Annotated in this window: 18 protein-coding genes; 12 read left to right on the forward strand and 6 right to left on the reverse strand. The window is 71.0% G+C overall.

Features of this window, described 5'->3' with window-relative positions:
• Position 1: 1 nt before the first annotated feature.
• Together ACFC1K_RS03740 and ACFC1K_RS03745 are read left to right on the forward strand one after the other, a co-directional pair.
• Complete coding sequence (locus ACFC1K_RS03740; RefSeq protein ID WP_375870491.1) at positions 2-1174, forward strand: thiolase family protein; 1173 nt, start codon at positions 2-4, stop codon at positions 1172-1174.
• A gap of 136 nt (positions 1175-1310) precedes the next feature.
• Entirely contained in the window at positions 1311-2102 is a 792-nt protein-coding gene (locus tag ACFC1K_RS03745; protein WP_375870492.1) for an IclR family transcriptional regulator C-terminal domain-containing protein, read from the forward strand.
• 33 nt (positions 2103-2135) lie between these two features.
• On the opposite strand, the gene purU is transcribed toward ACFC1K_RS03745, so the two are convergent.
• The gene (gene purU / locus ACFC1K_RS03750; protein ID WP_375870493.1) at positions 2136-3011 is read right to left on the reverse strand and encodes a formyltetrahydrofolate deformylase; all 876 of its coding nucleotides are present in this window, start codon (positions 3009-3011) and stop codon (positions 2136-2138) included.
• Between the two features lie 98 nt (positions 3012-3109).
• Between purU and ACFC1K_RS03755 the strand changes: the two genes are divergently transcribed.
• Positions 3110-4114: an acyl-CoA thioesterase gene (locus tag ACFC1K_RS03755; protein ID WP_375870494.1), complete on the forward strand. Its 1005-nt coding sequence runs from the start codon at positions 3110-3112 to the stop codon at positions 4112-4114.
• A 107-nt stretch (positions 4115-4221) separates the two neighbouring features.
• On the opposite strand, the gene ACFC1K_RS03760 is transcribed toward ACFC1K_RS03755, so the two are convergent.
• On the reverse strand, positions 4222-4605 hold the full coding sequence (locus ACFC1K_RS03760) for a MerR family transcriptional regulator (protein WP_375870495.1): 384 nt from the start codon (positions 4603-4605) through the stop codon (positions 4222-4224).
• Between the two features lie 79 nt (positions 4606-4684).
• Here ACFC1K_RS03760 and ACFC1K_RS03765 point away from each other — a divergent pair, with 79 nt between their 5' ends.
• Positions 4685-5926 (forward strand): MFS transporter, encoded by a 1242-nt coding sequence (locus ACFC1K_RS03765; RefSeq protein WP_375870496.1) that lies wholly within the window; start codon positions 4685-4687, stop codon positions 5924-5926.
• Positions 5927-6009: 83 nt separating this feature from the next.
• Here ACFC1K_RS03765 and ACFC1K_RS03770 read toward each other — a convergent pair whose 3' ends face one another.
• Positions 6010-6963 (reverse strand): LysR family transcriptional regulator, encoded by a 954-nt coding sequence (locus ACFC1K_RS03770; RefSeq protein ID WP_375870497.1) that lies wholly within the window; start codon positions 6961-6963, stop codon positions 6010-6012.
• A gap of 215 nt (positions 6964-7178) precedes the next feature.
• Between ACFC1K_RS03770 and ACFC1K_RS03775 the strand changes: the two genes are divergently transcribed.
• Genes ACFC1K_RS03775 through ACFC1K_RS03805 form a run of 7 tightly spaced genes read left to right on the forward strand, consistent with a single transcriptional unit; the run spans position 7179 to position 15881 of the window.
• The gene (locus tag ACFC1K_RS03775) at positions 7179-8480 is read left to right on the forward strand and encodes a DUF6379 domain-containing protein (protein ID WP_109210307.1); all 1302 of its coding nucleotides are present in this window, start codon (positions 7179-7181) and stop codon (positions 8478-8480) included.
• A 26-nt stretch (positions 8481-8506) separates the two neighbouring features.
• Positions 8507-9988, forward strand: a complete 1482-nt coding sequence (locus ACFC1K_RS03780) for a DUF6379 domain-containing protein (protein WP_375870498.1) — start codon at positions 8507-8509, stop codon at positions 9986-9988.
• Positions 9981-10889, forward strand: coding sequence for an alpha/beta hydrolase (locus tag ACFC1K_RS03785; protein ID WP_375870499.1), 909 nt, complete (start codon positions 9981-9983; stop codon positions 10887-10889). Before ACFC1K_RS03780 ends, ACFC1K_RS03785 begins: the two co-directional genes overlap by 8 nt.
• Complete coding sequence (locus ACFC1K_RS03790) at positions 10886-12514, forward strand: DUF5597 domain-containing protein (RefSeq protein WP_375870500.1); 1629 nt, start codon at positions 10886-10888, stop codon at positions 12512-12514. The genes ACFC1K_RS03785 and ACFC1K_RS03790 overlap by 4 nt, the downstream gene beginning before the upstream one ends.
• 7 nt (positions 12515-12521) lie before the next feature.
• Entirely contained in the window at positions 12522-13439 is a 918-nt protein-coding gene (locus ACFC1K_RS03795) for a nucleoside hydrolase (protein ID WP_375870501.1), read from the forward strand.
• Positions 13436-14422 (forward strand): NAD-dependent epimerase/dehydratase family protein, encoded by a 987-nt coding sequence (locus ACFC1K_RS03800; protein ID WP_375870502.1) that lies wholly within the window; start codon positions 13436-13438, stop codon positions 14420-14422. Before ACFC1K_RS03795 ends, ACFC1K_RS03800 begins: the two co-directional genes overlap by 4 nt.
• Entirely contained in the window at positions 14415-15881 is a 1467-nt protein-coding gene (locus tag ACFC1K_RS03805; RefSeq protein ID WP_375870503.1) for a family 43 glycosylhydrolase, read from the forward strand. The genes ACFC1K_RS03800 and ACFC1K_RS03805 overlap by 8 nt, the downstream gene beginning before the upstream one ends.
• A gap of 1 nt (position 15882) precedes the next feature.
• On the opposite strand, the gene ACFC1K_RS03810 is transcribed toward ACFC1K_RS03805, so the two are convergent.
• The 3 genes from ACFC1K_RS03810 to ACFC1K_RS03820 all read right to left on the reverse strand — a co-directional run bounded on the left by ACFC1K_RS03810 (position 15883) and on the right by ACFC1K_RS03820 (position 22949).
• Complete coding sequence (locus ACFC1K_RS03810) at positions 15883-18051, reverse strand: glycoside hydrolase family 3 N-terminal domain-containing protein (RefSeq protein ID WP_375870504.1); 2169 nt, start codon at positions 18049-18051, stop codon at positions 15883-15885.
• A 243-nt stretch (positions 18052-18294) separates the two neighbouring features.
• Positions 18295-19593: an ABC transporter substrate-binding protein gene (locus ACFC1K_RS03815; protein WP_375870505.1), complete on the reverse strand. Its 1299-nt coding sequence runs from the start codon at positions 19591-19593 to the stop codon at positions 18295-18297.
• A gap of 149 nt (positions 19594-19742) precedes the next feature.
• Positions 19743-22949, reverse strand: coding sequence for a glycosyl hydrolase (locus ACFC1K_RS03820; RefSeq protein WP_375870506.1), 3207 nt, complete (start codon positions 22947-22949; stop codon positions 19743-19745).
• Positions 22950-23103: 154 nt separating this feature from the next.
• Here ACFC1K_RS03820 and ACFC1K_RS03825 point away from each other — a divergent pair, with 154 nt between their 5' ends.
• Complete coding sequence (locus ACFC1K_RS03825; RefSeq protein ID WP_310286348.1) at positions 23104-24066, forward strand: sugar ABC transporter permease; 963 nt, start codon at positions 23104-23106, stop codon at positions 24064-24066.
• Position 24067 lies beyond the last annotated feature (1 nt).

Below are 24067 nucleotides of genomic sequence, written 5' to 3' on the forward strand. Positions count from 1 at the left end.
CATGACCACCTACGTGTACGACGCCGTCCGCACGCCGTTCGGCCGCGCCGGCGGCGCGCTGTCGGGCGTGCGCCCCGACGACCTTGCCGCGGTCGTCATGAAGGCGACCATCGAGCGCACCGGCCTCGACCCTGCGCGCATCGACGACGTGATCTTCGGCGACGCGAACCAGGCCGGGGAAGACAACCGCAACGTCGCACGCATGGGCGCGCTGCTCGCCGGGTTCCCGACGACGGTGACCGGCGTGACGGTGAACCGGCTGTGCGCGTCGTCGGTCGAGGCGGTCATCCAGGGGTCGCGCGCGATCGAGGCGGGCGACGTCGACGTGGTGCTCGCCGGCGGCGTCGAGTCGATGAGCCGTGCCCCGTACGTCGTCGAGAAGTCCCCGCGGCCGTGGCCCAGCGTCGGCAACCAGACCCTGTGGAACACGGCGATCGGGTGGCGCATGACCAACCCGAAGCTGCCGAAGCACTGGACCATCTCGAACGGCGAGTCGGCCGAGCTGATCGCCCGCGAGTGGGGGATCACGCGCGAGCAGCAGGACGAGTTCGCCGTGCGGTCGCACCGGCTCGCCGCCGAGGCGTGGGCCGCGGGCGTCTACGACGCCGAGACCGTGCAGGTGCCGGGCGCCGAGCTCGCCCGCGACGAGGGCATCCGCGACGATACGTCGGTGGAGAAGCTCGCCGGCCTCAAGGCGCTGTTCGCCGCGGACGGCGAGGGCAGCGTCACGGCCGGCAACTCGTCGCCGATCAACGACGGCGCCTCCGCGGTGCTGCTCGGCCGCGAGGGCGTGCTGCCCACGGAGCCACTGGCCCGCATCACCGGCCGCGCCGCCCACGGCGTCGACCCCGACCAGTTCCCGATCGCGCCGATCGAGGCCGCGAACAAGGCGCTCGCGCGCGCCGGCCGCACGTGGGCCGAGGTGGACGTCGTCGAGCTCAACGAGGCGTTCGCATCGCAGTCGCTCGCGTGCCTGGCGGGCTGGCCCGACCTCGACCCCGACAAGCTCAACATCCACGGCGGCGCCCTCGCGATCGGCCACCCCCTCGGCGCCTCGGGCGGCCGCATCATCGGCCACGCCGCGCACGAGCTCGCCCGCCGCGGCGGCGGGGTCGCGGTCGCGGCGATCTGCATCGGCGTGGGGCAGGGCCTCGCCGTCGTGCTCGAGCGCTGAACCGGAGCTTCCGCGTGGCACGACAGCTGCAGATTCCGGCACCTGCTGCGTCGCGCGACGCAGCAGGTGCAGGGAACTGCAGCGGTTGCGCCACACCCCGGCGGAGCGGCGGCGGCGCGGCGGATAGGGTGAGCCGGTGACCGACGACGCGGCCCGCACCAACGACACCATCCAGTCCCTCGTGCGCGGGCTCGCGGTCATCCGGGCCTTCGACGCGGAGCACCCCGAGCTGACGCTGAGCGAGGTGGCGCGCCGGGCGGACATCACGCGCGCGGCCGCGGGACGGTTCCTGCGCACCCTCGAGGAACTGGGCTACGTCCGTGGTTCTGCGGGATCGGGCGTCGGCCGGACGTTCGCGCTCACCCCGCGTGTGCTCGAGCTCGGGTTCAGCTACCTCTCCGCCCTGTCGATCCCCGAGATCGTGCAGCCGCACCTCGAGCGGCTGTCGCGAGAGGTCGACGAGAGCGTGTCGGCCGCCGTGCTCGACGGCGGCGACATCGTCTACATCGCGCGCGTCCCGACGCGGCGCATCATGAGCGTGCGCATCACGATCGGCACCCGGTTCCCCGCGTTCGCGACGTCGATGGGGCGCGTGCTGCTGGCGGGACTGCCGGATGCCGCGCGCGATGAGCTGCTCGCAGCATCCGTCCTCCCGTCCCTCACCGAGCGCACCGTGACCGACGCGGCAGAGCTCCGCGCCGAGCTCGACCGCGTGCGCGCACAGGGTTGGTCCCTCGTCGACGGCGAGCTCGAGCCGGGCCTGCGCTCGGTGGCCGTGCCGCTGCACGATCGCCGCGGCGACGTCGTGGCCGCGGTCAACGTCTCGACCAGTGCCACCCGCGACAGCGTGGAGCACGTCCTCGAGCGGCACCTGCCCGCGCTCACGCAGACCGCCGCCGCGATCGACGCCGAGCTGCGACTCGTCTGACGGGGGCGGATGCCGCGGCCCGCGGCATCCGCGTCAGAAGACGATCGTGTGGTTGCCGTGGCGGATGACGCGGTCCTCGGCGTGCCAGAGCACGGCGCGGGAGAGCACCTGACGCTCGACGTCGGCGCCGCGACGCGCGAGCTCTGCGGCGGAATCCGCGTGGGTCACCCGGACGGTGTCCTGCTCGATGATCGGGCCCTCGTCGAGGTCGTCCGTGACGTAGTGCGAGGTGGCGCCGATGAGCTTGACGCCGCGCTCCTTGGCCTTCTTGTACGGCTCGGCGCCGATGAAGGCGGGCAGGAACGAGTGGTGGATGTTGATGACCGGTACCCCGAGCTCCTTGAGGAAGTCGCCCGACAGGATCTGCATGTAGCGGGCCAGCACGACGAAATCCACGTTCCCGCGCAGCAGCTCGAGGATCTTCGCCTCGGATGCGGACTTGTCGGGACCGGCGACGCCCGGTACGTGGAAGAACGGCACGCCGAACGAGCGCACGTCCTCGGCGGAGGCGGTGTGGTTCGAGATCACCATCGGCACGGTCACCGGCAGATCGCCGCGGCGGTGCCGCCACAGCAGGTCGAGGAGGCAATGGTCCTGTTTCGACGACAGGATCGCCATGCGCTTCGGCACGGACTGGTCGGTGAGCGACCACTCCAGGTCGAAGCCGGCGAGGGTCTGGGCGATCTCGGCCTCGATGTGCGGACGGTCGGCCGCGAAGCCCGGCCGGTGGAACACGACGCGCTGGAAGTACGCGCCGCCCTCGGGGTTGTCGGAGTACTGGTCGAACGCGACGATGTTGCCGCCGATGCGCGTGATCATGGCCGAGACGGCCGCCACGATTCCCGGCTGGTCGCTGCCGTGGACGATGAGGCAGGCGTGGTCGGGATTCAGGTGCGGGGAGGCGGCCATTGTTCGATTCTGCCCTGTGCGAAGGAATGCCGCTTCTTGAGGTCGGCCCGCGCGACATGCACGGGACAGACGGATGCCGCGGCCCGTACCCTGACGGCATGAGCACCGCCTCCGGGGCCCGGGCAGCGGCCCGTGACGACCGCATCACGATGCGGTTCATGGCGGTCCCCGCCGACACCGCTGCGGGAGGCCGCTCGGTCGCGGCGGGCAGCGTCATGGAGTGGATCGACAAGGCCGGCTACGCCTGCGCCGTCGGCTGGGCGGGTGCCTACTGCGTCACCGCGTATGTCGGGAACGTCCGCCATCGGCGGCCCATCGCGCCGGGGAGCCTCATCGAGGTGCAGGCCCGCATCGTCTACACCGGGCGCACGAGCATGCACGTGGTCGTCACCGTCTCGTCGACCGACGTGAACGAGCGCCTGTACACGCCGGCGACGACGTGCATCCTCGTCTTCGTCGCGAAGGGCGCCGACGGGCGGCCCACCGAGGTTCCGGCGTGGAAGCCGGTGAGCCGCTCCGACCACAAGCTCGCCGAAGGGGCGCTGGAGAGAATCGAATCGCGCGCCGAGATCAAGCGCCTCATGCTCGAGGAGGACTACACGGATGCCTCGACCGCCCCGCGCACGACGCTGAAGTTCCTCGCGCCGCCCGGCGTGGTGAACTTCGGCGGCAAGGCGCACGGCGGCACGGTCATGCGCTGGATCGACGAAGCCGGCTACGCCGTGGCCGCGGCGTGGGCGAAGGACGGCGAGGACGCGAGTGCGGCGATCGGCGTCTACTCCGGCGGCATCCACTTCCTCGCGCCGGTCGTGATCGGGCACCTCGTCGACGTCGACGCGCGCATCGTCTACACGAGCCGGCACAGCATGCACGTGAGCACGCGGGTGTGGACCGCCGACCCGCGCACGCCCGAGGACCGCACGCTCACCACGCAGTGCCTGAGCGTGTTCGTCGTGCCCGGCGCCGACGGCGTCGCGCAGCCGGTGCCGCAGTGGACGCCCGAGCTCTCGGAGGACGAGCGCCTTCAGGAGCACGTGCGCGAGATCATGGCGCTGCGCGAGGAGATCGTGCCGATCGCCGCGTCCCTCACGCTCGAGCCGTAGCTGAGGCGGCGTCGCCGAGCCAAGGCGTTTCGGCCGAACACGGGGACATGGCCCTCGGGTTCGGCGGGAATGCCCTGTTTCGAGAAGGTCGGGGCCGAGCACGCGGCTCAGGCGGCGCCTGGGCCGCGGACGAGGTCGCCGTTGCGGGTGAGGTCGAGGTAGCGGGCGACGGCATCGCGGCTGCGGGTGAGGCAGGCGAGGCGGTCGTCGAGAGCCGTCAGCTCGCTCGCGAGCATCTCGGCGAGCTCGCGCGAGCAGGTCGGCTGCTCCATCGCGCACTGCCGCTCGACGTCGAGCACGACCTTGGCCAGGCGCGTCGAGAGCCCTGCCTGCACGAGTCCGCGGGCACGGGTGGCCCGGTCGACGTCGGCTTCGTCGTACGCGCGGTAGCCGTTGGCCGAGCGCTCCGACGCCAGCAGCCCCTGCTCCTCGTAGTACCGCAGCATGCGGGCGGGGATGCCGGTGCGCTGCGACAGTTCGCCGATCTTCATACTGCCGGATCCCTCCGTGTCGGTTCGTGTCGCGCGAAAGCTTGACATTGACATTGGTGTCAAAGTTTAGCCTCGCTGCATGACCTCGTCCACGGCATCCGTCGCCCTCCCCGAAGCCTCCGTCTCCCGATTCCCGATCGGCGCCCTTCTGCTGTTGTCGCTGGGCGTGTTCGTCACCGTCACCGCCGAATCGCTGCCGGCCGGGCTCATGCCGGAGATGGCCCGCGACCTCGGCGTCGACCCGCTGCGGATCGGGCTGCTGGTGTCGGTCTGGGCGATCGTCGTGATCGCCACGAGCATCCCGCTCACGCGGGCGACACGACGGATCGACCGCCGGATCGTGGTGGCCGTGTCCCTCGCCGTGTTCGCGATCGCGAACGTCGCCACCGCCTTCGCGCCGACGTACGAGTTCGCGTTCGCCACGCGTGCGGTCGCTGCGGTCGCCCACGGCGTGTTCTGGGCGATCGTCATCGTGTACGCGTCGTCGCTGCTGTCGGGTGCGCAGCTGGGCCGGGGACTCGCTCTGGTCACCGGCGGCGGCACGGCCGCGACGGTGCTCGGCCTCCCGGTGGCGACGGCGCTCGCGCAGCTGACGAGCTGGCGGGTCTCGTTCGCCGTGATGGGGATAGGGATGCTGCTGCTCGCCGCCGTCGTCTCCCGCCGTCTACCGCGGTCGGTGGTGGACCCGGTCGCCGCCGCGCAGCGCGAGCCGCTGCGCCACGACCGCTCCCTGCCGCCGCTGGTCGCCTTCGGGATCGCGGGGCTGCTGATCGGCCTCGCGCAGTTCCTGGCCTTCGTCTACATCCGCCCGTACCTCGCGGAGTCCGCGGGGATCGCGGACGGCTGGGCGAGCGCCCTGCTCTTCGTGTTCGGCGCCGCGGGGATGGCGGGCGTCGCGGTGGCGGGCGCGCTCGCCGACCGCTTCCCGCGAACGGCGCTCACGGCGACGCTGCTGGTGTTCGTCGTGGCCTTCGCCGCCCTCGCGCTCCTGCCGCACGCGACGCTCGTCGTGGTGATCGCCCTGGCGCTGTGGGGCGCCGGCACCGGCGCGATGTTCCCGCTGATCCAGACAGCGCTCATGCGCGCAGCATCCGATCGCCTCCGCGACCTCGCGAGCGCGTCCATCGTGGTGCTCTTCAACGTCGGGATCGCGGGCGGTTCGTGGGCCGGCGGTCAGCTCGCCGCGGCCTACGGGCCGACCGTGAACATGGCGGTATCCGCCGTGGTGGTGCTCGTCGCGGCCGGGGTGACCGCGCTGGGGGCGGTGCTGGCGGGTCGCCGGCAGCGAACCCAGGCGTTTCCGCCGAACCCGGGGACGTAGTCCTCGGTCTCGGCGCGAATCCCGTGGTTCGATGGCGCCGATGCCGGAACGGCTGAGGCGCGCGGGCCGGGTCGTCCGCGGGCTCAGGCGGGCTGGCTCACGACGGACGTCGGGCGATACGACACGGATGCCGCGGCCTGCTCGAAGATGCCGCGCATCCAGGCGTGCTCGGGGTCGCGGCCGTGGACGGGGTGCCACCACAGGGCGTTGACGACGGGCGTGGCGTCGAAGGGCGCCTCGAGCGTGCGCACCCCCGGGACGGACTCGGCGACGTGGGCGAGTCCCGCCTGGATCAGGCCGAGGCGGTTGGTGCCGGCGATGAAGTGCGGCAGTGCGAGGAAGCTCTCGACGACCGCCTCGATGTGCGGCTCGATGCCGAGCTGCTGCAGCTGCCGGGCCGCCGAGGTGAACGCCGTGCGCGACTGGTAGGTGAAGACCCACGGCAGTGCGCCGAGCACGTCCATCGTGAGCTCCTCGCCGACCTGCTCGTTCGAGTCGGAGGCCACGACCACCCAGCCGTCCCGCCAGAGATCGGCGTACGGGAGGTCGACGAGGTAGCCGTGCGGGATCACCATGCCGTCGGCCGAGCGCAGCCGGTTGATGGCGTCGTCGACGATGGCCGGGTTGTGGAGCATGAAGCGGAAGCGCACACCCGGGGCGGCCTCCGCCGCGAGGCGGGACACCTCGCTGCCGATGGTGGCGAAGCCGTAGTCGGAGCCGTAGATCGAGAATTCGCGGGTCGAGTCCCTCGGACTCCATGTCGCCTGGCTCTCGAACACGCGGCGCGCGGCCTCGAGCGCCGTCGTCGTGTGCTCGGTGAGGCGCAGGGCGAGCGGGGTGAGCTCGTAGGTGTTGCCGCGGCGGGCGAGGATCTGGTCGTTGAAGTGCGTGCGCAGCCGCGCGAGCGAGGCGCTCAGCGCGGGCTGGCTCAGATGCAGCCGCTCGGCCGCGCGCGTCACGCTGCGCTCGGTGAGCAGCGCGTCGAGGGCGACCAGGAGGTTCAGGTCGAGCCGGGAGAGCAGCGGTTGATCGGACACGACGGTGTGCTCCTCCGGGTTCGGGATGCCTCGGCCCAGTGTATCCGTGCAATCTATGTGGTGGGGAGGGGGCATCGTTCGCAACGATGTGCGGGCGGCCTCTCGATTATGCGCACATCACACTTACTTATGTCTAAATCAGGCGTAACGCTGATACTCTGGAGAGGACTCCCGGCCCGCGACAGCGCGGTCCCGACCCCAGAGAGCGAGCATCGATGCTTCTCGAGAGAGATCTCATCCAGTCCGTCGGCTTCCGCAATGTGCGCGAAGGGGGTGAGACCACCGGCTTCCAGTTCCGCCTCCGCATGCCGTCGTACCGCGGCATGGCCGCATCCCTCATCGACGGCGTCGCGGTCCGCGTCGGGAACCTCGTCGACGTCCCCGCCGACGTGCCGCTGTGGACCTTCGCCGGTCGCACCTACTCGCTGCAGGAGCTGTGGGACTCGGAGGGCGTGCGTTGGCCCCTCGAGGAAGCGGCGATCGTCACGGTGCCGCACCCCGGCGGGCTTCCCGAGGGCACGCACGAGGTCTCGATCCAGCTGCGCCTGCGCATGTCGTACATCCCCCAGGAGCACCAGCCCTCGACGTACGAGGTCTCGCGGCACATCACCCTCACGTCCTCGGAGGACGGCGGCCCCTTCAAGTACGGCGTCAGCCTCTACAGCTTCATGACCGACTTCGGCACGGTGATGGACCTCGAGACGGCGCTCGCCGCCGTGGCCGACGTCGGCGCGACCGGTGTCGAGATCCTCGGCGAGGGCCACATCGAGCGGTACCCCGAGCCCACGACCGAGTGGATCGATCGCTGGTTCGCGCTGCTCGAGAAGTACTCCCTCGAGCCGACGAACTACGGCTCGTGGATCGACACGCGCCTGCACTCCAGCGGCGCGAACGCGCGTGACCTCACGGCAGCCGAGGGAGCGGCGATGCTGCAGCGGGACCTCCGTCTCGCGAAGCGGCTGGGGTTCCGCTTCGTGCGCCCGAAGATCGGCGTCGTCTCGAGCGATCTCATTCCGCACCCGATCTGGACGGAGTCCGTCGAGCGCTCGCTCGACCTGGCTGCCGAGCTCGACGTCGTCATCTGCCCCGAGATCCACTCGCCGACCCCCATCAAGCACGAGGTCGTCGACGACTACATCGGCCTCATCGAGCGCACCGGAACGAAGCACTTCGGGCTGCTGCTCGACACCGGCATCTTCCAGGACCGGCCCATCCCGCTGAAACCCGGAGAGCTGCCCGGTCGCCGCCCGGCGTTCCTCGACGGCATCGCGGTCGACCCCGCCGACATCGCCGACATCGCGAAGTACGTCGTCTTCATCCAGGCGAAGTTCCACGACATCGACGAGAACCTCGAAGACCAGCAGATCCCGTGGGAGCCGGTGCTCCGCGCCCTGAAGGACGCCGGCTACACGGGCTACCTCTCGAGCGAGTACGAGGGTGACCGCATTCCCTGGCGCTCGATCGAGCAAGTGCGCCGGCAGCACTCCCTCATCCGATCCATCGCCTCCACCCTCTGACGAACCGCCCGAAAACGGAGAGAACCATGCCCAACGGACTCATCGCCGAAGACAGCCTCCGCCCGCACCCGGACGGCCTCGCGCTGAAGCTCACCATCCCCTGGTACCGGAGCCTGTGGCTCTCGTCCGTCTCGACGCTCCGCCTCACCGTCGACGGCGTCGACATCCCCACGGACGAGCTGGCCTTCGAGATCGACGGCACGCGCTACGCCATCGCCGAGCTGTCGCAGCAGAGCGAGACGCTCTGGTTCCTGCAGCAGCATCCGCTCCTCGTCGCACGTCGCGACCAGCCCGTCGCGATCGGCGAGCAGCACCAGGTCGAGATCTTCGGCGAGCTGCGCCTGCCGTACATGCAGATCATGCCCGGCCAGGACGGTGGACCCGGCATGTACGTGCCGAACATCGTGCGCCAGTCCTTCACGCTGACAGTGACGGACACGGATGCTGCGCCCCTGGCGACCGCGACCGACATCGCGCCTCCGCCGCCCGCCGCGGAGGACGACCCCTTCAAGCTCGGCCTCACGCTGTACTCGGCGAGCGCCGAGTTCCGCGCCGGCTGGTACGACTTCGATGGCCTGCTCGACCGCGTGGCCGAGCTGGGCATCGGCCCGGGCATCGAGATCGTCGCGTCGCAGGTGCTGCCGACCTATCCGGTGGTGTCGGACGAGTTCGTCGCGCAGTGGCGCGCTGCGTTCGACAAGCACGGCTTCGACGCGAGCTCGTTCGGCGCGAACCTCGACATGGGCCGCCGGCGCGACCGCGACATGACGCCGGACGAGGAGTTCGAGTTCAGCGAGCTCATGTTCCAGGGGGCGAAGAAGCTCGGGTTCCCGCTGGTGCGCATCCAGTCCGCGAAGCCCGAGCTGCTGCGCCGGCTGCTACCGGTGGCGGAGCGCCTCGACCTGCAGCTGGCGTACGAGATCCACGCGCCGATGGGGCCGAACGCCGAGCCGATCCTGAAGGTGCGCGACACCTACGCCGAGCTGGACTCGCCGCTGCTCGGGTTCGTCGCGGACTTCTCGTCGACGATGCACAGCATGTCGCCGACGCTTCTGCGTGCCGTGCAGCGCGCGGGCCTGGATGACGCCGCGCTCGCCGAGCTGCAGCGCATCTGGGCGACCGATGCCACCATGCAGGAGCGGCAGCAGGAGTTCATCGGCTACCTGAAGTCCCGCGACTTCGACCCGGGCCGCCTCGGCTCGTTCGCCCACCTCGCGTTCAACATGCACGGCCACGTCGACCCGCGCGAGTGGGCCGACATCATGCCGCAGATCAAGCACGTCCACGCGAAGTTCTACGACATCGACGAGAACGGCCAGGAGCCCGCGATCGACTACCCGGAGCTCGTGCGCGTCTTCGTCGAGGGCGGGTACCGCGGCTACTGGTCGAGCGAGTGGGAGGGTCACGCCTTCGCCGAGCTCGGAGAAGTAGACCCGCTGCTGCTCGTCCGCAAGCAGCACGACCTCATCCGCGCCTCGATGCGCGCGGTGCAGGCGGCACATGTCTGACACCGAGGTCGACTTCCGCACGCTGCCGCTCTCCGAGGTGCTCCGGATGTTCCGTGAGCAGGGCGAGCCGGCCGACCCGCGCCCCGACATCGACACGGAGTCGCTCAAGCGCCGCTTCCCCCGCCTCGCGAACGTCGAGACGCGCGAGGTCGCGATCGACGGGGACGCGCGCGCGGTGTCGGCGCGGCTGTACACGGATGCCTCGGCCGAGGCATCCGGTCGCGCCCTCGTCTGGGTGCACGGCGGCGCGTTCATCGGCGGCCACCTCGACATGCCGGAGTCGCACTGGGTCGCGCTCGAACTCGCGGCGCGCGGCATCCCGGTGCTCGCGGTCGACTACGTCAAGTGCCTCGGCGACGTGCACTTCCCCGCGCCCTCGGACGACGTGCTCGCCGCCTGGCGTCACGCCGTCGCGCACGCGGAGGAGCTGTTCGGCACAGGCAGCCTCTATCTCGGTGGGGCCAGCGCGGGTGGCAACCTGACCGCGGGAGCCGTCGCACGGCTGCGGGATTCCGGCGATCGGGTGCCCGCCGGGCTCGTGCTCGTCTACCCGGTCGTGCACCCGAACGGCCCGGCGGCCTCGGCGGACCTCGATCCCGACTCTCCGCACGGTGCACTCGCGCTGAACTTCGCGGGGTCCGTCGAGGCGCTCGGCGATCCGCACGCCTTCGCCGCTCTCGGGCCGGTCGACGGCTTCCCGCGGACGTTCGTGCTCGTGTGCGAATTCGACGGCCTGCGTCCGTCGGGCGAGGCTTTCGCACGGCAGTTGGATGCTGCGGGGATCGACGTCGCCCTCCGCCTGGAGGCCGGCGCCGACCACGGCCACATCAACGAGCCCGCCGACCCGGCGGCCCTGCCGACGGTCGAGGCGATCGCGGACTGGATCGGCGGGGCGGAGTGAGCGCCGGTGATCGCTCGGCCTGGTCGTTCGGGGAAGACCTGCGTCTGCGCAAGGAGGGCGACCTCCGTCTTCTGCTGGGCGGCCAGGTGCACAACTCGTCGAGCTCGTCGACGGCATCCATCCGTCAGTCGTTCGCCCACGCGCGGGACCTGCACGCGAACACCGTGCTCGCGCCGGTCAGCTGGGCGCTGACCGAGCCGCGCGAGGGCGAGTTCGACTTCACGCTCGTGAACACGATGATCGAGGAAGCCCGCAGTCGGGGACTGCACCTCGTGCTGCTGTGGTTCGGCGCGTTCAAGAACGCGGCGTCGACGTACGCGCCGCGGTGGGTGCGGGCGGACCAGACCCGCTTCCCGCGCGCCGTGGTGCACGCGAAGACCCGGGGGAGTGCCTTCCACTATTCCGGTGTCATGCCGACGCCCGTGCTCTCGGTGTTCAGCGAGGCGCTCCGCGATGCCGATGCCACCGCGTTCGAAGCCTTCATCGCTCACCTCGCCGAGGTCGATCGCACCGATGCCGTCGCGCTCGTCCAGGTCGAGAACGAGTCGGGGATCCTGCGCGACAGCCGCGACCGGAGCGACCTCGCCGAGGAGGCCTGGCGCCGCGACGTGCCGGCCGCGCTGATCGCTGCCGCCCGCGAGGGTGAGGAGGGCTCGCAGCTCCGCACGCTCTGGGCGGAGGCCGGCCGACGTGAGGCGGGTACCTGGGCCGACGTGTTCGGCGACGGCTCGGGCGCCGACGAGATCTTCATGGCGTGGTCGATCGCGTCGTACGTGCAGCATCTCGCCGAGCGCGGTCAGGCCGTCAAGCAGATCCCGATGTACGCCAACGCGTGGCTGGGCCCGCAGCCCGGGCAGGACGAGCCGGGGGAGTGGCCGAGCGGCGGACCCTCGAGTCGGGTGATCGATGTGTGGCGCGCAGCGGCGCCCTCTCTGTCGCTCGTCGGCCCCGACATCTACGTGGACGACGCCGACTCGGCGATGCGGACCTATGCGACCGGATCACAGCCGTTCTTCGTGCCGGAGAGCAGATTGCGCGCGGGAGAGCTCGTGCGGGCCATCGGCACTTATCGCGCGGTCGGCTGGTCGGGATTCGGCTTCGATGGGGCCAACCCCGAGGGTCAGGTCGCTGCGGTGCTCGCGTACCTCACTGCCTTCGAGATGGAGATCGCCCAGGCTCAGCGCTCCCAGCGGATCGGCGCCGTCGTGGTGGAGCAGGGTGCCCCTCCGGCCGAGGCCACAGTCGGAGACCTCACCGTGAGCGCCCGCGGGCTGAGCGACATCGTCCGCGACTTCCTGCTCGACGTAGGCGTGCAGCTTCCCGACGAGGCGCTGCCGGTCCCCGACGAGACGCTCCCGCATGAGCCCGTCCCGACGCCGGGCGAGCACCGGCCGTTCGCGCTGATCTTCGCCGTGGATGACGACGAGCTCGTCGTCATCGGTCAGGGCGTGAAGCTCGACTTCGCCGCACCGCAGGGATCGGTGGAAGTCGACGCCGTCGTCGAACTGCTCCTGGACGAGGGCCGCGTCGTCCCCGGTCGCGTCCTCAACGGCGACGAGCGTCTCCAGGTCGTCCCGGTGGATCGCGTGGGGGCCGCGAGGGTCACCCTGCTCCGAGTCTCGTGAGGAAGCGATGAGTCAGACCGAGTTTTCGTGGCGCGAGTACCGGCGCATCCCCGTCACAGCGCGGGCGCGCGTGATCGTCGACAACGACTTCGCCGGCGATCCCGACGGACTGCTCGCACTCACCCACCACTTCCTCTCCGAGGCTGCGCCGGTCGTCGGCGTGACCTGCACCTCGATCGCGATGGAAGGGATGCCGTACCCCGACGGGAGCCCCGCCCGCGACGCCGCGCGGGAGCTGATGCGTCGCCTGGGCATCGCCGATCCGCCCCCTGTCTCGGACGACGTGCAGGTGCCGTTCGCCGAGCTCACCGCGCCCACCGACGGCGCCCGCGTCATCCTCGAGGAGTCGCTGCGGGACGATCCGCTGCCGCTCGTGATCGCGGCCGGCGGCCCGCTGACCCACATCGCCTCGGCGCTGCGCGCCGATCCGTCCCTCGCGGACCGGGCCGAGCTCGTCTGGATCGGCGGCGGCGCGCATCCGGACGGCGCATGGGAGTACAACCTCATGCTCGACGTCGCCGCTGCTCAGTTCGTCTTCAACGAGTCGGCCATCCGCATCTCGCAGGTGCCGCAGCACGTCTACCGCCAATGCCTGATGTCGATCGCGGAGCTGGAGCGTGAACTGCAGGCCGCCGGCGAGTTCGGCGACTGGCTCTACAGCTGCTTCAACGACCCGCCCGACTTCGCGAAGATCGGGGCGATCTGGCCGATGGGCGACAGCCCGCCGGTGCTGATCAGCACGGGTGCGACGGAGTCGAGCTCGTTCCGCGTCGTGGACGCTCCCTGGATCGCCGCCGACGGCACCTATCGGCCGCACCCGTCGCCCCGGTCGCTGACGCTGTTCGACACCATCGACACCCGGCTGCTGTTCGCGGACTTCTTCGCCCGTCTCGCGCTGCGCTTCGCCGCGGAGGCGCGGTCATGAGGGTCGTCGTCGTCGGCGGCACCGGCAACATCAGCACGAGCATCGTGCGGCGGCTCCTCGACGAGGGGCACGACGTCACCTGCGTCAATCGCGGCACGACTGCCGTGGCCCCGGACGGCGTCGAGACGATCATCGTCGACCGTCACGACGAGGAGCGGTTCGAGTCCGCGGTCCAGGCGGGCCGGTTCGACGCAGCGATCGACGTGATCGCGTTCACGCCCGCGGATGTGCGGTCGAGCATCCGTGCCTTCCGCGACGTCGGGCACGTCGTCCACACCTCGACGGTGACGGTGCTCGGCGAGCGGTTCGACTGGCTGCCCGTGACCGAAGACCACCCCGCGAGGCCGTCCGTGCCCTACGCCGCAGCGAAGGCCGACGCCGAGCGCGTGCTGCTCGAGGCCCACTACGGTTCGGGGTTCCCCGTGACGATCATGCGCCCCTCGACGACGTACGGCCCGCGCCGCGCGCTGCGTCAGATCGGGATCGACAGCACCTGGGTGTCGCGAATGCGCGCCGGCAAGCCCATCATCAAGGTCGGCGACGGGCGTGCGACGCACCACCTCCTCCACGTCGACGACGCCGCGCTCGCGTTCGTCGGGGCGCTGGGCAAGGAGCACTGCGTCGGTCAGACGTACCACCTCGTGCACCCGCAGCACACGACGTGGGAGGAGTTCCACGCCGCCGCGATGCGGGTCGTGGGGCGCGAGGTCGAGCAGGTCGGCGTGCCCGCGCAGGTGCTCGAGGCGGTCGACCGGCAGCGGTTCCTCTTCGCGACGAGCGTGTTCGCCCACAACATGCTCTTCAGCGCGGAGAAGGTGCAGCGCGACATCCCCGAGTTCGTCCCGTCGGTGACGGTCGAGCAGGGCCTCGCCGCAACCGTCGAGTACATCGACGCCCACGGCCTGGACGAGGAGACCGACGACCTCGAAGACAGGATCATCGCGGCGCAGCGCGATGTGGCGAGGAGTGCGACCCATGGCTGACCGGCCCACCTTCGTCAACCCCGTCCTCGGCGGAGACCGCCCCGACCCCGCCGTCATCAAAGTGGGCGACGAGTACTGGATGACGTACTCGTCGTTCGAGTCGGCGCCGGGCCTCTTGCTCTACCGGTCGCCGGACCTCGTGAACTGGAGCTACGCGGGCTCAGCGCTCGCCGAGCCGCTCGGCAGCACCTTCGCGGTCGACATCGCGGAGGTGGGCGGACGCTTCTTCATCTACATCCCCTTCATCCCCGCGCCGTGGTCGGAACTCGACGTGCCGGCGATCTTCGTCATTCACGCCGACTCGATGGAAGGCCCGTGGTCGGACCCGATCGACCTGGGCATCCGGTGGGCGATCGACCCGGGCCATGTCGTCGGCGAGGACGGCAGGCGTTACCTCTTCGTCAACGGCATCCGCCGCATCGCCCTCACAGACGACGGCCTTGCGACGGTCGGCGCACTGGAGCAGGTCTACGACGGCTGGCGCTACCCCGACGAGTGGATCACCGAGGCGTATGCCCTCGAAGGGCCCAAGCTCTTCCGGCGCGGTGAGTGGTTCTACCTCGTGAGCGCCGTCGGCGGCACGGGCGGGCCGCCGACCGGGCACATGGTCATCGTCGCGCGGTCCCGTTCGGTCCACGGGCCGTGGCAGAACAGTCCGCACAACCCCGTCGCCCGCACGGAGGACGCCTCCGAGAAATGGTGGTCGCGCGGACACGCGACGATCCTCTCCACGGGCGAAGGCAGCTGGTGGATGGTCTCGCACGGGTACGAGAACGGCTATCGCACGCTCGGTCGCCAGATCCTGCTCGAGCCCATCGCGTGGACCGAGGACGGCTGGCCGGTCGCCGCTCTGGATGACATCGGAGGTGAGCTGGATGCCCCGGCCGAGGCATCCGTCCCCTCCCCGTCCCGCGGGTTCGACGACGACTTCGCCGATCTGCGTCTCGGTGACCGGTGGACCTTCCACGCCCCATCGCCCGGCGAGGCCGCGCGTCTCACGCTCGACGACGGCCTGGTGCTCGCGGGCAAGGGGACGGGGCCCGGCGACACGTCGCCGCTCGCGCTCGTCGTCGGCGACCACTCTTACGAGGTCGAGGTCGACGTCGAGATCGACGAGGCCGAAGGTGGCCTGCTGCTGTTCTTCAACGACCGGCTGTTCTGCGGCATGGGGATCGACGGGGAACGGATGCGGAGCTACTCGGGCGGCCACGTCACGCACTGGCGGGAGCCGGCGCCCGAGGCGCGTCGCCTGCAGCTGCGGATCCGCAACGACCAGCACATCGTGACGGGCTGGTACCGCGAGCCCGGCGGGGAGTGGGTGCGTCACGCGATCCGCTACGAGACATCGGGGTATCACGCCAACACCATGGGCGACCTGCTGAGCCTGCGCCCGGCGCTCTACGCGGCCGGCGCGGGGACGGTGCGGTTCCGCGACTTCCGGTACCGGCCCCTGCGCTGAGTCAGACGACCCGCAGGTCGACGGCCTGGGTCGAGGCGAGCGTTGCACCGATGTGCAGGCGGAAGAGGCCGGGCTCCACGACGAACGCCGGGGGCGCAGCATCCACAGCCCAGAAGCCGAGCTGATCGCGGCCGATCTCGAACTCGAACAGCGTGGTGCGGCCGGGCTCGATGGTCCGGCGCTCGAACGCGACGAGCCGGCGGACCGGAGGAGCGACGCTCGCGACGACGTCCTCGACGAAGACCTGCACAATCTCGTCGCCGCTGCGCGCCGACGTGTTGGCGACCTCGAGCGACAGTGACAGCGTCGCGCCGCCGTCGAGTTCGGCGCCGCTGATCGAGGAAGCGGACGGCGTCGCCGGAGCGTGCGCGAAGGTCGCATAGCCCGAGCCGTGGCCGAAGGGGAACTCCGGGCCGAGCTCGAGATCGAGGTACTTCGAGGTGTACTTGTCCTGCACGTTCGCGGGGCCGTGCAGGCCGATGTCGGCGGTCTCGGTGGTGAGCGATCCGCCCGTCGTCGCGGGGCGACCGGTGTTCTCGTGCGCGTAGTGGATCGGGATCTGCCCGATCGACCGCGGCCAGGACATCGGCAGGCGTCCGGCGGGATCGGCGTCGCCCAGGAGCACGTCGACGATCGCGGCCGCGGCCTCGGTGCCGCCGTGCCAGGCGACGACGACCGTTCCCGCGAGGTCGATCCAATCCGAGACGACCAGCGGGCGTCCCGTCTCGAGGACGACGGCGAACGGGACGCCGGTGGCGGCGATCTCGCGGATCAGCTGCTCCTGGCGGCCCGGCAGGCGCAGGTCGCTGCGGGAGGCGGCCTCGCCCGACAGCGCGCTGGGCTCACCGACGAGCACCACGACGACGTCGCTGGCCCGGGCGGCCGCGACGACGTCCGCGATGCCGGATGCGTCCTCGCCGAGGAAGTCGACGCCGCGGACGACCCGCAGATCGACATCGGGTCGTCGCGCGGCGAACTCACCGGCGATGGTCCCTGCATCCGCGCCGAAGGACTGCGTCCATGCGCCGAGGTGATCGGTCGAGTCGGCGTAAGGGCCCGTCAGCAGCACGCGCGCGGGTGCGCCGAGCGGCAGCGTCCCGTCGTTCTTGAGCAGCACCGACGACCGGGCGGCGGCGCGCCGCACGAGCGCTCGCCCGGCGTCGGTCGGGGCGGTGAGCTCGTCCCCCTCGCTCGCGTACGGGGAGTCGAAGAGACCGAGCGACTCCTTGAGCGCGAGCACGCGGGCGACGGCGTCGTCGAGGCGCGCGGGGTCGATCGCTGAGAGCAGGGCGTCGGCGACCTCCGAAGGGGCGCCGCCCATCTCGACGTCGAGCCCGGCGCGGAACGCCTGGGAGGCGGCATCCGTCAGATCCTCGGCGATGCCGTGAGGAAGCAGATTGCGCACGCCCTCGGCATCGCCGACGACGACGCCGGGGAACCCCCACTCGTCCTTGAGCACCCCCGTCATCAGCCGCCGGTTGGCGTGCATCGGCACACCGGCGACGGTGTTGAACGACGCCATCACCGAGGCCGCGCCTTCGTCGACGACCGCGCGGAACGGCTCGAGATACGTGTTGCGCAGCCGGTGCTCCGACATGTCGACCGTGTTGTAGTCGCGGCCGCCCTCGGGCTGACCGTAGGCGACGAAGTGCTTCGCGGTCGCGGCGATCGCCTGTGGGCCGGCGAGGGCGTCGCCCTGGTAGCCGCGCACCATCGCGCGGCCCATGACAGAGGTGAGGTGGACGTCCTCGCCGAACCCCTCCACCACGCGGCCCCAGCGCGGATCGTGTGACACGTCGACCATGGGGGAGAAAGTCCACGTGACACCGCCCGAGCGCGCTTCGGCGGCCGCGAGCGCGGCGAGCTCCTCGACGAGCGAAGGATCGAAGCTCGCGGCCTGCGCGAGCGGGACGGGCGCGATCGTGCGCTGCCCGTGGATGACGTCGAGCCCGACCAGCACGGGGATGCCGAGGCGCGTCTCTTCCACGGCGACCCGCTGCAGCGCGTTGGTCGCCGCCGACGACCGGGGCCAGAAGATCGAGCCGAGCCCCTCGCGGATGAGCTCCGCGGCATCGTCGTGCCGCGGGCGGAACACGATCTGCAGCTGGCCGAGCTTCTCAGCCGGGGTCATCTCGGCGAGCAGCCGCTGCACGCGGGCGGATCGGTTCATCTGGTGCTCCTTCGGGGGGCGCGACACGCGGGGTCGCGCGAGTCATGCCGCGTGTTGCGCCACCTGAGTGGTGGGCCAACCCGCGGATTCCGGGTTCGAGGGTCGCGACACGCGGGGTCGCGCGAGTCATGCCGCGCGTTGCGCTACCTGAGCGCGGGACGGCTGAGACTCGGTCGGGGATCATGACGATGCCGCCCGGGGCGCGGGGCCCCGGGCGGCATCGTTCACTGCGGATTCAGCGGGTCAGTTGCCCCACGCCGCGTCCATGTCGGAGAGCACCTGGTCGACTGTCTTCTGACCGGTCAGGAGGCCCTGCACTCCGACGCCGAGCGCGTCGTACACGGCGGGGTTCGGCCAGCTGGCGTTGGGGAGGCCCGTGTAGGCGCCCGACTCGAGCAGGTCGCCGATCGGCGCGTAGCTCGGGAGCAGGTCGTCGGCGGTCACGCCGGTGATCGGCACATAGCCGGCCAGGTCGGCGTAGGTCTTGGCCTGCTCCGGCTGGGCCGCCCAGTCGAGGAAGTCCTGCGCGGAGGTCTTCACGGCGTCGTCGGACTTCGCGTTGATGGCCCAGGCGTAGTTCGCCGAGGCGAGCGTGAAGGGCTCCTGGCCGTCTGCCGGCGGGAAGGCCTGGACGGTGATGTCGAGGCCGGTGGCGCCGCCGATCGAGGCCGCGGCCGAGCCGGGCGTCGCCGCCGTCAGGGCCGTGCCGCCGCCGATGCCGGCGGTGATGTTGTCGAACGTGCCGCCCGCGGCGCCGTCCTGGAAGCAGCCGGTGTCGTTGAGCTCGACGATGTCGTCGAGCGTCTCCTTCCAGCCGTCGCTGTCGGCGAAGGTGACGTCGCCCGCCGCCCGCTGCTCGTTCCAGTCCGGGGTGCCCTCGTAGACGCGAGTGGCCGAGATGAGCTGGGCGAACAGGCCGGTGTTGAACGGCACGCCGCCGGCAAGCACCGTGAAGGTCTTTCCGCCGTCGCGGGCCGTCTGGCAGGCGGCCAGCAGGTCGTCGTACGTCGCCGGGTACTCGTCGATGCCGACCTCTTCGGCGCCGGCGGAGTTGTAGATGAGGCCGACGGGGGCGAGGGCGGTGGGCTGGCCGTAGACCTTGTCGTCGACGGTGTACTGCGCCTCGCTGCCCGCGGGGATGATGCCCGCGCTGGTGTCGTCGAGCGGCTCGAGGAAGCCCGCCTCGGCGAGCGTGACCACCGAGATCGGCTGGCCGGTGCCGGGGGCGAGGATCATCACGTCGGCGGCGTTGCCGGCCTGGAGCTGCGTGGTGACCTGCGTGTTGTACGCGTCCGACGGGTACGGGATCACCTCGACCGGAACGCCGGTCTCCTTGGTGTACATGTCGGTGAGCTGCTCGTAGTAGTTGTCCGCGTCGTTCGCCTCGGCGACCATGAGCGTGAACCCCTTGTCGGCGGAGTCGCCGGAGTCTCCGCCGCTGTCGTCGCCGCCGCCGGAACAGCCGGCGAGGATGAGGACCCCGGCGAGGGGAGCCGCGAGAAGCGACCACCGGAGAGGCCGGGAAGCAGTGTGCTGTGGCATTTCGACCCTTTCGTGACTTCGTTGTCGCCAGCTCGGGTTGCTGGCTCGGCCTCGGGGCCGCACATCAAGCGTCGCACGATATGTAGGTTTCTGACATTAGCGATGCTTATGTGCGGCAATTGCCTGGGTGATCCGCCATTTCGCCCAGGTCAGTGGGTCATCTCGATAAGCAGCGCCACCGGCCCTGCGAGGCCCGCGGCCAGTGGTGCGGCATCCGTCTCGAACACTTCGGTCATCGGGGCGAAGATCTCGCCGGTGGGGACGGATGCCTCGGCGATGAGCCGATTGCGCCACGGATTCGCGATCTCGACCTCGAGCGCGTTGTCGCCCGCCTTCACCGCCGCGGTCACATCGACGTGGAACGGCGCCGTCCACGCGATCCCGCACTCGATGCCGTTCAGGACCACCCGGGCGATGTCGCCTACGCGTCCGAGATCGAGCGTGATCCGCCGGTCGTCCGGTTGCCGGGTCAGCGTGAACCGCGTGCGATAGACCGCCGTTCCCGAGAACGCCCGTGCCTCGTCGTCGAGGTCGGTCCACAGGCGTGGTCCGTCGGGCAGCGCGACCGGCGGGCGGCCGGGAAGCTCCAGCGTCCACGCTTCCTCGATCGTCCGACGGTCGACGGTCCCCATGGCCGCCGTCGGGCCATGACCGTCCGGCACCACGAACACCGAGCCGAACGGCGCCAGTGCGATCTCGAACGACCGGCGGTCACCGCCCGCGCCGACGTCGACCAGCCGCGCGGTGCGGAGTGCGACCGGATCCCACGCGCTGAGTGCCGCCACCTCGGCGGGCACGATGATCCGTGCGGTCACGGCCTCGGCGGTCGGATTGGCGAGGAATGTGACGCGCTCCCCGTCCACGACCCGCGCGATGGTGCGCAGCCGCGCGCCGACGACCTCGAGGTGCGGCGTGATGCCCAGCGTGCTCAGGGCGTCGCCGAGACTCGTCGTGGCCACGACCCGGCCGCGGGAGCGGGGGTGAACCCAGATCTCGTCGCACAGCCGCGCGAACTCGTCGTCGGCGTCGGCAAGGGATGGCGACTGCTCGGGCCGCGCGCCCGCGACTGTCGCTCCCGCATCGAGCAGCGTGACGATCCGGCGCAGCGTCTGGCTCGTCAGACGCCGACTCGAGCCGCCGAGGTGGAGCACCCGGTAGCGCGCGCCGTGCGCGACGAGCTCCCCGTCCTCCACCCGCAGCAGCGCCAGCGCGTCCGCCCCGACGTAGTCGAAGTCGAAGCCGTCCGGCACGGTCGTGTCGAAGCCGGCGTCGTAGAGGCCCGTCACCGGCGCCTCCTCGCCGACGAAGACGGCGACGTCGACGGCGGGCTCACCCGACGAGAGCACGGCCGAGCACCGCGCGAGGTAATCGATCCACGGGCGTGCCATGCTCGCCCAGGTCTCGTTCGCGGTGAAAGCCTGTCCGAGGAACGGCGCGAGCGCGACGCCCGGCGGCGGTGCGGTCAACGGCTGGTGCGGCGACGTGTGGATGCAGAAGCGCGTCACGCCGAGCGCGAGCTGCAGGTCGGCGACGTGCTTGAGGCTCCGCGGCGACGAGGCCCACGGGCGGTCGAAGCTCGTGAACGCCTCGGCCCCCGTCCACCGCCTGCCGTGCACATGCGCGACGGATGCTGCGCCCTTGAGGTCCGCGACATACGTCGGCCGCGGACCGGCTTCGGGATCGAACGTCCACATGGCGCCCATCGGCACGTCGGCGTGCGCCCGCATCGCCAGGTCGTCGCCGAGTTGCGGCCGCCCGTCCTCGAGCGCCTCCGCGTAGTACGTCATGCCGCGGCGGTGCGCCTCGGCGGCGAGGGTTCCGTAGTACTCGGTCGCGAGCAGCTCCGCGAGCGTCCGACGGTAGTCGTAGAGGAATCGATCGGATGCCTCGGCCCCGCCCACGAGATACCCCGCGAGCGTCGGCAGCCAGGGCGTCGGGTCGTAGCCGCGCAGGTCGCGGAAGCGCTCGAGGATCCCGTGGGTCCAGTTCTGCGCCCCGGCTTCGATGCTGTCGCTGAGCAGGGCGTCGTACCGACCGGGTGCGAACCGCTCGAGATGCCGCTCGAGGTACGCGGCGACTCGGCGGCCGTCGAGCTTGTCCACCTCGAGGCCGGTCGCGTCCGGCAGCGCCGGTCCGTTGGTCTGGCCGGTGAGTGATGCCCCGATCCGCAGCACTCGCCAGCGCCCCGGCGGGGCGTCCCACGTGAGGCGGTCGCCGTCGACGCGGGCGGTGAGGTCGTGGATCTCCGACGGAGCGGGGGAAGCAGCATCCAGTGCGGGAATCGTGTCGATCGCGAAGTAGTCGGGGGTGACGCCGAAGCCCGCCTTCACCTCGGCCTGGTGCACGCGGGCGCCGCTGCGCAGCGCGAACTCGGAGACGAGGAACGCGTCGCTGCGGCGGAGCACCGGGGGCAGCCGCACGCCGTCGGCGACGGGCGGGAGCGCCTCGGCGGCGCTCGCGCCCGACAGCATCAACCGGAAGCGGCGGCCCGTGACCGGGGCGAACGTCGCAGATCTCGCCGGCACCGTTGTGGCCGGCAGCGTGACGACGTCGCGGTAGCCGTCGCCGTCGTCGCTCACCTGCAGCACCGCCTCGGGCGGAGGCGCGGCGCCGAATCCGCGCGGCCCGGGAAGGCCGAGCGTGACCGAGCTGACCGTCACGGGCTCGTCGAAGTCGAGCTCGAGCCAGGCCGACGACCACGCGTCGGGATCCCGGGGGAGCGAGACGGCACCGTCGAACGAGCCGTCGACGAGCCGGTCCACGTCGGCGACGGGGGCGGAGCCGTGCACCCGGTCCGGCCGGAGCGCCTCCTGCGCCGGCGCGGCCGGCAGGGCGACCACCCGCCAGTCCACCGCCCACGGCTCGCGCGAGTCCGCGCCGGGGCGTGGGGAGTCCTGGAACGCGCCGGCGACCGCCGGCAGCGGCGGGAGCTCGACGGCGCGGCGCTCGCCGCCGTCGATGACGCACTCCGACCACACCAGCTTCTTCATGGCGTCGCCGGGCCCCACCCACGGACCGCCCGCGGCGCTCCAGCCCGATGACGTCGCGACGGCGAGCTCGAGGCCGAGGGCGGACGCCGTGCGCGACGTCGTCCTGATCGCCTCGTGCCAGGCGTCCGTTCCTGGCCGCACCGGTTCGGGCACGACGAGGGGAACCCCCATGCCGCCGTCGAAGAGCTGTACGCCGCGCACGCCGACATCGTGCAGCCAGGTCAGATCCCGCACGATGCCGGCGGGATCGATGTTGCCGTCCATCCAGTGCCACCAGGCGCGCGGGCGCGCCTCGTCGGGCGGGTCGACGAAGTTCTGCCACAGGAAGGAGAGGCCCTCGGGCGCGCTCGACGATGACTCGGCCACGTTCCTCATCCTGCGCGAGGAACGGCCCGCGACGGGGTCCCGAACCACTTATATCCGGTATTGCCAGAACTAATGTGTGCTTCCGACACAAGTGTGTGATAGTGGCTGTGACGCCGCCGGTGAAGGGGCGCATGACGACGAGGTCAGAGAGTAGATGACAGTGACGATCGAGCGAGACGCGACGCGCACCCTCACGGTGCCACCCGAAGCCCGACGCACGCCGCGCCCCCGCGGCGGCCGCCGCCCGCTGATCAGCTACGGGCACTGGTGGTGGGCCCTTCCGGCCATCATCCTCGTCATCGCGGTCCACTATGCGGCGACGCTCACCGGAGGGTTCTTCGCCTTCACGAACTGGACCGGTCTCGGCGACTGGGAGTTCATCGGCCTCGACAACTTCGTGCGGATCTTCAACGACCCGCTCATGGTCGGCGCCGTGATCAACACCCTCTTCCTCGCGTTCGGCTCCGTCATCCTGACGAACATCCTCGGGCTCGGCTTCGCCCTGGCCATCAACCGCACGCTGAAGACCCGTTACATCCTGCGGACGCTGCTCTTCATGCCCGTCGTGCTGAGCCCGCTCGCCGTCGCGTACGTCTGGAAGTTCATCTTCCAGTTCAATGGCCCGCTCAACGGCTTCCTCGCCGCGATCGGCCTCGAAGAGATGCAGAAGGTCTGGCTCGCAGACCCGACCTGGTCGATCTGGGCGATCCTGCTCACGGTCGTCTGGCAGCAGACCGGCTTCGTCATGGTGATCTACCTGGCCGGCCTCGCCTCGGTGCCGGTCGAGCTCGAAGAGGCGGCCGCGCTCGACGGTGCCGGCGTCTTCAAGCGGTTCTGGCACGTCACGGTCCCCGGCATCCGTCCCTCCATCGCGATCGCGACGACCCTCGGCATCATCCAGGGCCTGCGGATCTTCGACCAGATCCTCGCGCTCACGGCCGGCGGTCCGGCAGGCGCCACCGAGACCCTCGCGACCCAGGTGTACAAGCAGGCGTTCTCGCTCGGCCAGTTCGGCTTCGGCTCGGCGCTCGCGCTCGTGCTGACCCTCATCATCCTCGTCTTCGCGATCCTCCAGCAGTACGCGACGCGCGACCGCGACGCCGCTCGAAAGGCCTGAC

The organism is Microbacterium sp. NPDC056057, from assembly GCF_042266945.1.
GTDB lineage: Bacteria > Actinomycetota > Actinomycetes > Actinomycetales > Microbacteriaceae > Microbacterium > Microbacterium trichothecenolyticum_C.